This is a genomic window from Pseudomonas syringae (genome assembly GCF_023278085.1).
GTDB classification, from domain to species: Bacteria; Pseudomonadota; Gammaproteobacteria; order Pseudomonadales; family Pseudomonadaceae; genus Aquipseudomonas; species Aquipseudomonas syringae_Q.
The window spans coordinates 1,885,303-1,898,526 of record NZ_CP066265.1; the positions used below are offsets into that span (position 1 = coordinate 1,885,303).

9 protein-coding genes and 4 tRNA genes are annotated in these 13,224 nt (G+C 59.0%); 9 read left to right on the forward strand and 4 right to left on the reverse strand.

Translation table 11 applies throughout. The features are described 5' to 3' along the window. Positions 1 to 46 precede the first annotated feature (46 nt). Both I9H07_RS08480 and I9H07_RS08485 read right to left on the reverse strand, forming a co-directional pair. The gene (locus tag I9H07_RS08480; RefSeq protein WP_058392644.1) at positions 47 to 361 is read right to left on the reverse strand and encodes a hypothetical protein; all 315 of its coding nucleotides are present in this window, start codon (positions 359 to 361) and stop codon (positions 47 to 49) included. Positions 362 to 541: 180 nt separating this feature from the next. Beyond that, complete coding sequence (locus I9H07_RS08485) at positions 542 to 1,738, reverse strand: amino acid aminotransferase (protein WP_058392645.1); 1,197 nt, start codon at positions 1,736 to 1,738, stop codon at positions 542 to 544. Between the two features lie 387 nt (positions 1,739 to 2,125). On the opposite strand from I9H07_RS08485, the gene uvrB reads away from it, so the two are divergent. From uvrB to I9H07_RS08530, 9 genes are all read left to right on the forward strand, one after another. Continuing rightward, positions 2,126 to 4,141, forward strand: coding sequence for an excinuclease ABC subunit UvrB (gene uvrB, locus I9H07_RS08490; RefSeq protein ID WP_024643336.1), 2,016 nt, complete (start codon positions 2,126 to 2,128; stop codon positions 4,139 to 4,141). A gap of 896 nt (positions 4,142 to 5,037) precedes the next feature. Beyond that, complete coding sequence (gene gltX / locus I9H07_RS08495) at positions 5,038 to 6,519, forward strand: glutamate--tRNA ligase (protein WP_058392647.1); 1,482 nt, start codon at positions 5,038 to 5,040, stop codon at positions 6,517 to 6,519. Positions 6,520 to 6,668: 149 nt separating this feature from the next. Next, positions 6,669 to 6,744, forward strand: a tRNA-Ala gene (locus I9H07_RS08500). Between the two features lie 88 nt (positions 6,745 to 6,832). After that, positions 6,833 to 6,908: transfer RNA gene (locus tag I9H07_RS08505), tRNA-Glu, on the forward strand. Between the two features lie 52 nt (positions 6,909 to 6,960). Then, positions 6,961 to 7,036 (forward strand) — tRNA-Ala (locus tag I9H07_RS08510). 45 nt (positions 7,037 to 7,081) lie between these two features. Beyond that, positions 7,082 to 7,157: transfer RNA gene (locus I9H07_RS08515), tRNA-Glu, on the forward strand. 746 nt (positions 7,158 to 7,903) lie between these two features. Continuing rightward, a complete protein-coding gene (locus tag I9H07_RS08520) occupies positions 7,904 to 8,365 on the forward strand; it encodes an acyl-CoA thioesterase (RefSeq protein WP_024675891.1) in 462 nt (153 codons plus the stop codon). 29 nt (positions 8,366 to 8,394) lie between these two features. Then, on the forward strand, positions 8,395 to 9,345 hold the full coding sequence (locus I9H07_RS08525) for a tRNA dihydrouridine synthase (RefSeq protein ID WP_058391030.1): 951 nt from the start codon (positions 8,395 to 8,397) through the stop codon (positions 9,343 to 9,345). Between the two features lie 144 nt (positions 9,346 to 9,489). Beyond that, complete coding sequence (locus I9H07_RS08530; protein WP_024675889.1) at positions 9,490 to 9,933, forward strand: Hsp20 family protein; 444 nt, start codon at positions 9,490 to 9,492, stop codon at positions 9,931 to 9,933. A 65-nt stretch (positions 9,934 to 9,998) separates the two neighbouring features. Here I9H07_RS08530 and I9H07_RS08535 read toward each other — a convergent pair whose 3' ends face one another. After that, positions 9,999 to 12,170: a putative bifunctional diguanylate cyclase/phosphodiesterase gene (locus tag I9H07_RS08535; RefSeq protein ID WP_058391031.1), complete on the reverse strand. Its 2,172-nt coding sequence runs from the start codon at positions 12,168 to 12,170 to the stop codon at positions 9,999 to 10,001. A 65-nt stretch (positions 12,171 to 12,235) separates the two neighbouring features. After that, positions 12,236 to 13,108, reverse strand: a complete 873-nt coding sequence (locus tag I9H07_RS08540; protein WP_024675887.1) for a LysR family transcriptional regulator — start codon at positions 13,106 to 13,108, stop codon at positions 12,236 to 12,238. Between the last annotated feature and the right edge of the window lie 116 nt (positions 13,109 to 13,224).

Below are 13,224 nucleotides of genomic sequence, written 5' to 3' on the forward strand. Positions count from 1 at the left end.
CGGAAAAAGCGTTTGGGCCACATGGCCCAAATGCGCTTTTCTGTACTTAGCCACCCTGAGTATCTATATCGGCGTCGATACCTTGCGTCTGCTGGTGATTGCGCTGATCCTCGGTTTTCTCGCCTTCCAGTTCATGGTCCGGCACATAGGCGCTGTCGCTGGATGACTGGCTTTGGCTTTGCGACTGGCTTTGGCTGGGTGCAGGGGTTTGGCCCTGACTCGGGCCATGGCCTTTCTCCGTCTCCGGTTTCACGTCCGCAACCTGCGGCTCGATGGCCGGATCGTTGCGGTCCGCGCCTGGCCCGGCAGGTGCGTCCTGATTAGGGGTCGGTTCTTTCTGACGTTGCGGTTCGATAGACATGAATACCTCGATATCTGGTTCAGAAAATGTACTGACAGAGTTTCGAGGCAGGTTTTTTCAGATCGTTCGATGGAAAGTGCCCAGCGGAGATGGGAGCTTTCAGCTACAAGCCTCAAGCTGCAAGCCAAAGCGGTCCTGCTCTTTCTTGCAGCTTGCAGCTTGCAGCTTGCAGCTCAAAACTTAAAGAACCTGCTTGATCGCGTCACACACCACGTCAATGTTCTTCTGATTCAGCGCTGCTACGCAGATGCGCCCGGTATCCAGTGCATAGATGCCGAATTCACTGCGCAGGCGCTGGGCCTGGGCGGCGGTCAGGCCGGAATAGGAGAACATGCCGCACTGGCGGCCGACAAAGCTGAAATCCTGACCGGCCGGGTTGTCGGCCAGACGCTCGACCATCGCTTTGCGCATGCTCTGAATGCGCACGCGCATTTCGCCGAGTTCTTCTTCCCACAGGGCGCGCAATGCCGGATCGTTAAGAACCGCAGCAGAGATGATTGCGCCGTGGGTCGGCGGGTTGGAGTAGTTGGTGCGGATCACGCGCTTGACCTGCGACAGGACGCGGGCGGTTTCTTCCTTCGACTCAGTGATGATCGACAGCGCACCGACGCGCTCGCCGTACAGCGAAAGCGATTTGGAGAACGAGCTGGAAGCGAAGAAGGTCAGGCCCGACTCGGCGAACAGGCGCACCGCCAGCGCGTCTTCCTGAATGCCTTGACCAAAGCCCTGATAAGCCATGTCGAGAAACGGTACGTGCTTCTTGGCCTTGACCACTTCCAGCACTTTTTTCCAGTCGTCCAGGCTCAGGTCGACGCCCGTCGGGTTGTGGCAGCAGGCGTGCAGCACGACGATCGAGTTGTCTGGCAGGTTCTGCAGGTCCTCGAGCATGCCAGCGCGATTCACATCATGAGTGGCCGCGTCATAGTAGCGATAGTTGTGCACCGGGAAACCCGCGGTTTCGAACAGCGCGCGATGGTTTTCCCAGCTCGGGTCACTGATGGCAACCACGGCGTTGGGCAGCAGTTGCTTGAGGAAGTCGGCACCGATCTTCAAGGCGCCCGTGCCGCCGACCGATTGAGTGGTCAGCACCCGGCCCGAAGCGATCAGCGGCGAATCGGCCCCCAGCAGCAGTTTCTGCACGGCTTGGTCATAGGCGGCAATGCCGTCGATCGGCAGGTAGCCGCGCGGTGCATGCTGGGCCACACGGATCTTTTCAGCTTCAGCCACGGCACGCAGCAGAGGAATGCGCCCTTCTTCATCACAGTAGACGCCCACGCCAAGGTTGACCTTGGTGGTGCGGGTGTCGGCGTTGAATGCTTCGTTGATACCCAGGATCGGATCGCGGGGTGCCATTTCGACAGCGGAGAACAGGCTCATTGTGCGGCGGCTCTTGATGAAGAGTGGGAAGGGGCTACACGCTGCGGCTTGATGCGCCAAAGCGGTGCGTAAACAGGGGCTAGTATAGAGAGCATCCCCACGTCGGGCGACAGGGCGGGCAGGTTTTTTCAAGGTTTTTATGCATATTTGCAGAACGTTCGTTCTGTTAAAACCTCAATGCTTTAAGTGCATGCCTTGAAAGGCTGATATATGACTCCATCTATTAGCCATCACTTCAAAACATCGCACGTCTGCTCCCTGACGGGAGTTGCCGTTGGCGGTGCTTTCGTCACTGCGCCATTGAGGCAGGGGCGAACCCTTTACGCGGTCAGGTTGCGAGCGGCTTTACGCGCACGACGTACACGCGAATCAATCAAGAGGTCAGTTATGTCCGAGTTCCAGCTCGTTACCCGTTTTGAGCCAGCCGGCGATCAGCCCGAGGCCATTCGCCAACTGGTCGAAGGGATCGACGCCGGGCTCGCGCACCAGACGTTGTTGGGCGTGACCGGCTCGGGCAAGACGTTCAGCATCGCCAACGTGATTTCCCAGATCAAGCGTCCGACGCTGGTGCTGGCACCCAACAAGACCCTGGCCGCGCAGTTGTACGGCGAGTTCAAGGCGTTTTTCCCGAACAACGCTGTGGAGTATTTCGTCTCTTACTACGACTACTACCAGCCCGAAGCCTACGTGCCGTCGTCGGACACCTTCATCGAGAAGGATGCATCGATCAACGACCACATCGAACAGATGCGGCTGTCCGCGACCAAGGCGCTGCTGGAGCGCAAGGACGCGATTATCGTTACGACGGTGTCGTGCATTTACGGTCTGGGCAGCCCGGAAACCTATCTGCGCATGGTCATGCACATTGATCGCGGCGACAAACTCGATCAGCGCGCCTTGCTGCGCCGTCTGGCGGACCTGCAATACACCCGCAATGACATGGACTTTGCCCGTGCGACCTTCCGAGTGCGTGGCGACGTGATCGACATCTACCCGGCCGAATCCGATCTTGAAGCGATCCGCATCGAATTGTTCGATGACGAAGTCGAAAGTCTGTCGGCGTTCGATCCGCTGACGGGCGAGGTGATCCGCAAGCTGCCGCGCTTTACCTTCTATCCGAAAAGCCACTACGTCACGCCCCGCGAGACGCTGGTCGAAGCGATGGAAAACATCAAGGTCGAGCTGCAGGAGCGTCTGGAATACCTGCGCAGCCAGAACAAACTGGTGGAAGCCCAGCGTCTGGAGCAACGCACCCGCTTCGACCTGGAAATGATGCTGGAGCTGGGTTATTGCAACGGCATCGAAAACTACTCGCGCTACCTGTCAGGTCGTCCGTCCGGCGCGCCGCCACCGACCCTGTTCGACTACCTGCCTGCCGATGCCTTGCTGGTGATCGACGAATCCCACGTCAGCGTGCCGCAGGTCGGCGCGATGTACAAAGGCGACCGTTCACGCAAGGAAACCCTGGTCGAGTACGGTTTCCGCCTGCCATCGGCGCTGGATAACCGGCCCATGCGCTTTGACGAGTGGGAAGCGATCAGCCCGCAGACCATATTCGTCTCGGCGACGCCGGGCAACTACGAGGCGGAACACGCCGGGCGCGTGGTCGAGCAGGTGGTTCGCCCGACCGGCCTGGTCGACCCGCAGATCGAGATCCGCCCGGCGCTGACTCAGGTCGATGACCTGCTGTCGGAAATCCACAAGCGCGCTGCGCTGGAAGAGCGGGTGCTGGTCACCACGCTGACCAAGCGCATGTCCGAGGACCTGACCGATTACCTGAGCGACCACGGTGTGCGCGTGCGCTACCTGCACTCGGACATCGACACGGTGGAGCGGGTCGAGATCATCCGCGACCTGCGATTGGGTACGTTTGACGTGCTGGTGGGCATCAACCTGCTGCGTGAAGGGCTGGACATGCCGGAAGTGTCGCTGGTGGCGATTCTTGATGCCGACAAGGAAGGTTTCCTGCGTTCCGACCGCTCGCTGATTCAGACCATTGGCCGGGCAGCGCGTAACCTCAATGGCCGGGCGATTCTGTATGCCGATCGCATTACCGGCTCCATGGAGCGCGCCATCGGCGAAACCGAGCGGCGTCGCGAGAAGCAGATCGCCTTCAACCTGGAGCATGGCATCACGCCCAAAGGGGTGTTCAAGGACGTCGCCGACATCATGGAAGGTGCCACCGTGCCAGGCTCGCGCAGCAAAAAGCGCAAAGGCATGGCCAAAGCCGCCGAAGAAAACGCCCGCTACGAAAACGAACTGCGCTCGCCGAGCGAGATCAACAAGCGCATACGCCAGCTGGAAGAAAAAATGTACCAACTGGCCCGCGATCTGGAATTCGAAGCCGCTGCGCAGATGCGCGACGAAATCGGCAAACTGCGCGAGCGCTTGCTGGCGGTTTGAGAGAGGGATTGACTCTTGTTCCATTGCGCTGCGTTAGCGTGCAGCTCATAACGCGCTGCCTCACAAGCCTGCGTCGCGCCATGCGCTCAACATCGGACGCAGAGCGTCCAGAGCGGCGTTACCACGCTGGAGCGTGGTAACGATAGCTAAACTATCGTGCGACGCTCCGCGTCGTCATGCCGTTCGTGACGCTCTGAGTCACATCTGTGCTGCAGCACAACGTCATGCCTTGCCCGTAATCACTGCACATAAACGCGCTTTTTGTCACGTTGGCACTGACGACGCAGGGTGCGACGTAAGTGACGGCTGAGCCCTGACACTGATCCGGGGGATGCGAGGCAGGACGCCGAGCAAGCTGCACCGGGCCATGGATGGCCCGTTGCAGCGGCCCCCGGATCAGTGTCAGGGCGAAGGAACCCGACGAAGTCGGGCCGGAAACGGAGCCAGGGGCTTTGGTCACTTTGGCCCCATCAAAGTGACTCGCCGAGGGGCGAAAAGGTGACCTGAGTCGACCCCTAATCCACCTGACCTCGCAGAACCGCCGTGTGACGCAGAGCGTCACGAACTGCATTACCACGCGGAGCGTGGGAACGATATCCAAGCGGAGCGAGGACTTTGCTCACCTTTGTCCCTCAACGTGACTCGCCGAGGGGCGAAAAGGTGACCTGCGCCGGACCCCAATCCACCTGACAGCGTAGAACCGCCGTGTGACGCGGAGCGTCACGAACTGCATGCCAACGCGGAGCATTGGCACGATAATCAGCTGAATGTGTTTACAACTCCGGGCGCGGAGCATGCGGAACGAGAGGCGTCCGGGCAATTGCCTTTGTTGCTGGAGCCCCATGCCCCCGGCCTGTTAACATTCCGCGCTTGATCGACCTATTTCGGGATTTTCCATGACCACCGTTCGTACCCGCATCGCGCCATCGCCCACGGGCGACCCCCACGTCGGCACGGCCTACATCGCGCTGTTCAACTACTGCTTTGCCAAACAGCACGGCGGCGAGTTCATTCTGCGCATTGAAGACACCGATCAGTTGCGCTCGACCCGCGAGTCCGAACAGCAGATCTTCGATGCACTGCGCTGGCTGGGCATTGAATGGAGCGAAGGCCCGGACGTCGGCGGCCCACACGGTCCTTATCGCCAAAGCGAGCGGGGCGAGATCTACCAGAAGTACGCGCAGCAACTGGTCGATCTGGGCCATGCTTTCCCGTGCTTCTGCACCGCTGAAGAGCTCGACGAGATGCGCGCCGAGCAGCAGGCCAAGGGTGAAACCCCGCGTTACGACGGTCGTGCCTTGCTGCTCTCCAAGGAAGAAGTCCAGCGCCGCCTGGACGCTGGCGAGCCGCACGTGATCCGCATGAAAGTGCCGACCGAAGGCGTCTGCGTAGTACCGGACATGTTGCGCGGTGAAGTTGAAATCCCGTGGGACCGCATGGACATGCAGGTCCTGATGAAGACTGACGGCTTGCCGACCTACTTCCTGGCCAACGTGGTCGATGACCATCTGATGGGCATCACCCACGTACTGCGTGGCGAAGAATGGCTGCCCTCGGCGCCGAAACTGATCCTCCTCTACGAATATTTCGGTTGGGACAAGCCGCAGCTGTGTTATATGCCGCTGCTGCGTAACCCGGACAAGAGCAAGTTGTCCAAGCGCAAGAACCCGACGTCGGTGACCTTCTATGAGCGTATGGGCTTCATGCCTGAAGCGATGCTCAACTATCTAGGCCGTATGGGCTGGTCGATGCCGGACGAGCGCGAGAAGTTCTCGCTGCAGGAAATGGTCGACCACTTCGACCTGTCCCGTGTCTCGCTGGGCGGGCCGATCTTCGATATCGAGAAGTTGTCCTGGCTCAATGGCCAGTGGCTGCGTGAACTGCCGGTCGAAGAGTTCGCCTCGCGCCTGAAAACCTGGGCGCTGAACCCCGACTACATGATGAAGATCGCGCCGCACGTGCAGGGCAGGGTGGAAACCTTCAGCCAGGTCGCACCGCTGGCAGGCTTCTTCTTCGCGGGCGGTGTCACGCCGGATGCCAGGTTGTTCGAGCACAAGAAACTGTCCCCGGAGCAAGTGCGCCAGGTCATGCAGTTGATCCTGTGGAAGCTGGAATCGCTGCGTCAATGGGAAAAGGAGCGGATCATGGGTTGCATCCAGGCGGTCGTCGAGCACCTCGAGCTCAAACTGCGTGATGCCATGCCCTTGATGTTCGCGGCGATTACCGGTCAGGCCAACTCGGTCTCGGTGACTGACGCGATGGAGATCCTCGGGCCGGACCTCACCCGCTTCCGCCTGCGTCAGGCACTGGATTTGCTGGGTGGTGTCTCGAAGAAAGAAAACAAGGAATGGGAAAAGCTTCTGGGTGCCATCGCCTGAGGCAATGCCCGAACCTGCCAGTCGCCTCCCGGTTTTCCGGGGGGTGAAGGGTAAGTGGTTGTATTACCGACAAAAAACTTTGTAAGTTGTAAAAAATAAATTTGACAGCCCAGCGACTCACGCTTAATATGCGCCCCGTCCACTGATGTGGGGCTTTAGCTCAGCTGGGAGAGCGCCTGCATGGCATGCAGGAGGTCAGCGGTTCGATCCCGCTAAGCTCCACCAAATTTAGCGTTTCAAAGTGCAGCTACACTGCTTTGAGATGATGTGAAATGACCGGATCCAGCGACCGGTTGTTCTTGCAGAAGGTTTTGTCCCCTTCGTCTAGTGGCCTAGGACACCGCCCTTTCACGGCGGTAACAGGGGTTCGAGTCCCCTAGGGGACGCCAGTTTCACCGAGTGATACTTCAACGTTGATCTCCGCCGCGAGGCGATAAATCCGGGGCTTTAGCTCAGCTGGGAGAGCGCCTGCATGGCATGCAGGAGGTCAGCGGTTCGATCCCGCTAAGCTCCACCAATTTTGCCAGGGTTCACCGCTCGGTGATCCTGACTGAAGGTTTGCGTCCCCTTCGTCTAGTGGCCTAGGACACCGCCCTTTCACGGCGGTAACAGGGGTTCGAGTCCCCTAGGGGACGCCACGATTTCCCGCTCTGCGGGACCAAGGGTCATTCGATTATTGAATGGCCCTTTTGTTTTTTCAGGGTTTGAAAAACCCTTCCTTTCTGACTTTATTCTTATCTTCATACACAAAACCAACCAATTCTCGTGCAGGTGCTCCGCATTGAAATGCCATTCATGACGCTCTGCGTCATATCGGTGATGTATAACCATGTCATGCCTTACCCCTGATCACTGTTCATAAAAGAAAGCGCTTTTCTATCGCGATGGTACTGACAGCGCCGATTGCGACGTAAGTGACGGCTGAGCCCTGACACTGATCCGGGGGATGCTCGGCAGGACGCCGAGCAAGCTGCACCGGGCCAAGGATGGCCCGTTGCAGCGACCCCCGGATCAGTGTCAGGGCGAAGGAACCCGGCGAAGTCGGGCCGGAAACGGAGCTTGGACTTTGCCTACTTTGGTCCCTCAAAGTAGGGCGCCGTAAGGGCGCAAAGGTGACCTGAGTCGGAAACAGACATCACTGATATCGCAGAACCGCTGTGTGACGCAGAGCGTCACTAACACAAAGAGGACGCAGAGCGTCCGGAACTGCATGCCGACGCGGAGCATCGGCACGATAGTCAGTTAGCCTTGTGTATGACGATGAGCGCTGGAGCATGAGGAACGATAGGCGTCCTGAAGGGCACTTCTCTTACCAGCGCGTGTGAACCAGCGCCATGACCCGCTACACTCCCCGCCAATCACATTCACCCAAGCAGGAGCACGCATGGTCTGGGATCGGGCAACGCCTTTCGTCATTGATCTGAATGTCGCCGCCGAGGATATCGACGGGCTGGGGCATGCCAACAACGCAGTGTATGTCTCTTGGCTGGAGCGCTGCGCGTGGCGGCATTCGCAGTTTCTGGGGCTGGACCTGACCGAGTATCGGCGTCTGGATCGGGCCATGGCAGTGGTCAGGCACGAGATCGACTACCTGGCCAGCGCCTACGAGAACGACGACCTGCAACTGGCGACCTGGATCACTGACTGGGACAGCCGCCTGAAAATGACCCGCCGCTTTCAGCTCAAGCGACCTGCCGACAACCTGACACTGCTGCGCGCGCAAACCACTTTTGTCTGTATCGAACTGTCCAGTGGTCGGCCCAAGCGCATGCCGGTCGAGTTCATCGAGGGCTACGGCGCGGCCATTCTCGACAGCGACGTTCCCAATCCGTACGTCGGGCAGTAAACTGCCGGACTTTTTTTCGAGTGTGACCCATGCAAATTGCTCTGGCGCCCATGGAGGGGTTGGTCGACGACATCCTGCGTAATGTGCTGACGAAAGTCGGCGGCATCGACTGGTGCGTGACCGAATTCATCCGGGTGTCCGAGCGTTTGATGCCGGCGCACTACTTCTATAAGTACGCATCGGAATTTCACCAGGGCGCGAAAACCGACGCGGGCACGCCTTTGCGCCTTCAGTTGCTGGGCTCTGACCCGGTGTGCCTGGCCGAGAACGCTGCATTCGCCTGTGAATTGGGCGCACCGGTGCTGGACCTGAACTTTGGTTGTCCGGCCAAGACCGTCAACCGCTCCCGTGGCGGTGCAATCCTGCTCAAGGAGCCGGAATTGCTGCATTCGATCGTCAGCCAGGTGCGCCGTGCGGTGCCCAGACATATTCCTGTCACAGCCAAGATGCGCCTGGGTTACGAAAACACCGACGGCGCGCTGGATTGTGCGCGGGCGTTGGCTGACGGCGGGGCAGAGCAAATCGTCGTTCACGCACGCACCAAGGTCGACGGCTACAAGCCGCCCGCGCACTGGGAGTGGATTGCGCGCATTCAGGACGTGGTCAAGGTCCCGGTGGTCGCCAACGGTGAAATCTGGACCGTTGAGGATTGGCGGCGATGCCGCGAAATCTGCGGTGCGCGGGACATCATGATTGGTCGCGGGCTGGTAGCGCGCCCTGACCTTGCCCGGCAGATTGCAGCGGCGCAGAAGGGCGAAGAGGTGGTGCCGATGACCTGGGCCGAGTTGCAGCCGATGCTGCGCAGCTTCTGGCAGGACTGCCTTATCAAGATGACGCTCATTCAGGCACCGGGCCGTCTCAAGCAATGGCTGGTGCTGCTGACCAAGAGCTACCCGGAAGCGACCCTGATGTTCAATGCTCTACGCCGCGAAACCGATTGCGCTCGAATCAGCGTATTGCTCGGTTGTTCGCCCGGCTGATTATCCAGAAGCTGAACCCGACGAACGGTCAAAAAAAATCTGAAAAAAACCTCTTGAAAAGCGAATGGCCGTCCCTATTTTCGTGATCAAGCGATGCCGAAAACGGGTCGCGTAAACCACTCGCTGATAAACAGGAGAATTGTTATGGCTACTGCATTTTCTCTGGCTCCACTGTTTCGCAACTCAGTGGGATTCGACCGCTTCAACGATCTTTTCGAGTCGGCGGCACGAAATGAGACAACCAGCGGCTACCCTCCCTACAACGTGGAGCGGCACACCGATGACCATTATCGAATCGTGATCGCTGCAGCAGGCATGCAGGAGCAGGATCTCGAGTTGCAGGTTGAAAAAGGTGTGCTGACCGTGATCGGCAGCAAGCGCGAGCAAGAAGCCGAAAACGTGACGTATCTGCATCAGGGTATTGCCCGGCGTGAATTCAAGCTGTCGTTCAGGCTGGCGGACAATATCGAAGTCAAAGGGGCCGATCTGTCTCACGGCCTGCTGAATATTGACCTGGTGCGGAATGTGCCGGAAGAAGCGAAACCAAAACGCATTCCGCTCAATAGTCAGAAAGCGCTGCAAAACTGATCCGTCAGGTGACGTTGAGTCAGCGGCACGTAACAGGGAAGGCGCCTCAAGGCGCCTTCCTTTTTTCAGCCCTGAGGTGCGGCTTGCTGTGCAGGTCGCTTGAGCTGCAGCAAGGACTCGAACTGCGGGCCGGGCAGCGGCTCGCTGAACAGGTATCCCTGATAGTTGTAACAGCCCACTCTTTCGAGAAATGCCAATTGCTCGGTGGTTTCAACGCCTTCGGCAATGACGTGCAGGTTGAGGCTCTGTGCCATGGCGACGATGGCGCGGATGATTTCTGCATCGTTGGGGTCGCTGGCGGCGTCCTGAACGAAGGATTGATCAATCTTGAGCGTGTCCACTGGCAGGCGCTTGAGGTAGGTAAGCGATGAGTAACCGGTGCCGAAGTCGTCCATGGCAAAGCCCACGCCCAGATCTCTAAGCCTGCGCATCTTGAGAATGGTGTCGTCCAGATTCTGGATGACGATGCCTTCGGTGATTTCCAGCTTGAGCATGGTCGCCGGCAATTGATGCTGTTTCAGGCTGCGTTCCACGCGTTCGACAAAGTCACTCTGCCGAAACTGGCGTGGGCTGATGTTGACGCCCATCAGGAATCGGTCTTTCGAGACCAGCCCCTGCCTCAAGAGCATTCCGCCGATTTTACAGGCGTCGTCGAGAATCCGGCTGCCAACCTCCAGAATCATGCCGCTCTCTTCCAGTATCTGGACAAACTGGTCGGGTGGCAGCAGTCCGTATTCGGGATGCTGCCAGCGTAGCAGCGCCTCTGCGCCGGTGATCTGATTGGTGCGGCAATCCACCTGTGCCTGAAAGTACAGCTGGAATTCGTTACGGGTCAGCGCCAGGCGCAGGTCGTTCTCCAGGCGCAGTCGCTGGCTGACGGCTTGCTGCATGGACGCGTGAAAAAATTGCGCGATATTGCGCCCGGAATCCTTGGCCCGGTACAGGGCAATGTCGGCGCGCTTGAGCAGATCCGCAGGCGTGAGGCCATCATCCGGGATCAGCACGATGCCGATGCTCGGAGTGACCTGCAAACGATGGCCGTCGAGGAACATCGGTTCGGCCAGCAGCTCACGCAGGTTGTCGGACAGCACCCGCACCTGATGCGTGACTTCATCGAGAGCGCCGTTCAGCCCGCTGATCAAGACCACGAACTCATCGCCGCCCAGACGCGCCACGGTGTCCTCTTGGCGTACGCTGGCTTCCAGTCGTGCAGCGACGACGTTCAGCACGCTATCGCCCACGGGATGGCCGAGCGAGTCATTGATGTGTTTGAAATGATCCAGGTCCAGAAACAGCAGGGCGCCGCGCAGGTTCTGGTGTTGAAGCAGGTACAACTGGTGGCTGAGGCGATCCATCAGCAAGGCGCGATTGGGCAGCCCGGTCAGCGGATCGTGATAAGCCAGATGATGGATTTGCGCCTGGGCGTCTTTCAACTGGCCGATGTCCCGGGCATTCATGAGCAGGCAGGCGGTGTCGTTCAGAGTGATGAAATCCACCGAGATGTCCAGCACCAGCGGATTGCCATGCTTGTCGCGACCACTCATTTCCCGGTGATGCACCCGACCTTTCTGACGCAGCTCATCGATCATGAACTCGCGCTGCAATGTGTCGGTCCAGATGCCTATCTCATGGGCCGTGCGGCCGACCACTTCCTGGGCACTGAAGCCGGTCAGGCGACAGAACCCGTCGTTGACCTCTACATAGCGGCCTGACTCTATTTCGGTGATGGTGATCGAATCCGGACTTGAGTGAAACGCTTTGGCAAACTTCTCTTCGCTGGCTTCCAGCGCCGCCTGGGCACGTTTCTCGGTGATGTCCATCAGCGTGCCCGACAGTCTGGACAACTGACCCTGGTCATCCCGGTATATTCGCGCACGGCTTTCGATCAGGCGCGAGGTGCCGTTTTTCAGCTGGAAGCGGTAGCTGATCTGCAGGTAGTCGTCGCGGTTTTCTATCGCTGTCTGATAGGCCTCACGCATCCGGTGACGTTCTTCGACAGGCAGTCTGCCGAAAAATCGCTCGGCGTCATCGTCGAATGGCTGCGCGTCCATGCCGTGCAGAAACGCCGTTCTTGCCGAGGCTCGCAGCCTGTTGCGCGTGACGTCCAGATCCCAAGTGCCCATCTGCGCCAGATCCAGCGCCAGTTCCAGGCGGTCACCGCTCTCCTTGAGCAGGCGCAACGTATCACTGTGCTGCGGCCCGGCTGGCGATGGGTCGGTGAGCGGCGGGTTGGGCATGGGGTCACGAGCCTTCGGTGAGTAAAGCCGGTAAAGATCGGCCCGTGTCCTGCAACGGGGTCTACTTACTGTGTCTGCGCATCAAGCAATTTCATGAATGCCCTGGCAGCATTCGACAGCGTACGTTCGGTGTGCAAGATGTAGCCTAGCTGGCGATTGAGCTGTACGCCCGGTAATGGAATGCGCGCCACCTGTTCATCGAGCATGGTGCGCGGCAGCACGCTCCAGGCCAGACCGATGGAGACCATCATTTTGATGGTTTCCATATAGTTGGTGCTCATCGCAATGTTGGGTTTGAGGCCCTGGCCCTCGCACAGCTTGCTGACAATGTGATGCGTAAAGGTGTTACCGCCGGGAAACACCGCCGGGTAGCGCACGATGTCTTCCAGTTTCATCGGTCCGCTGTTGGCCAGCGGGTGCTCGGGCGCGGCGACGAAGTCCAGCGGGTCGTCCCACACCGGCACGGCGCGGATCAGCGAATGCGGTTCGGGGGCCAGCGTAATCACTGCGAGCTCGGCGCGCCCGTGAAGAATTTCGTCATACGCCACTTCCGAATCGAGAAACTGGATATCCAGCGCGACTTTCGGATAGGCCCGGGTGAAGGCCCGCAACACCGGCGGCAGGCGATGCAGGCCGATATGATGGCTGGTCGCCAGAGTCAGGCGTCCGGTCACTTCGCCGGTCAGGTTGGTCAGTGCGCGCCGGGTGTCATCCAGCACATTGAGGATCTGATAGGCGCGCGGTAGCAGGGCGCGGCCTGCTTCGGTCAGGCTGACTTCGCGACCCAGGCGGTCAAACAGACGCACGTTGAGTTGCTGCTCCAGACCGGCGATACGCTTGCTGATTGCCGGCTGGGTGATATACAGCCGCTCACCGGCACCCGAGAAACTGCCGGTCTCGGCAATGGCGATAAAAGCATTGAGATTGGCGAGGTCCATAGTAGGATTCCATTTGGTTATCCAAAGCATGAAAATTATGAATTTGAGTTATTTAAGCACATTCCATAGGATGACCGCACAAGCCAAAGGGTCATCGCCACGATTGCCCAAGGCAT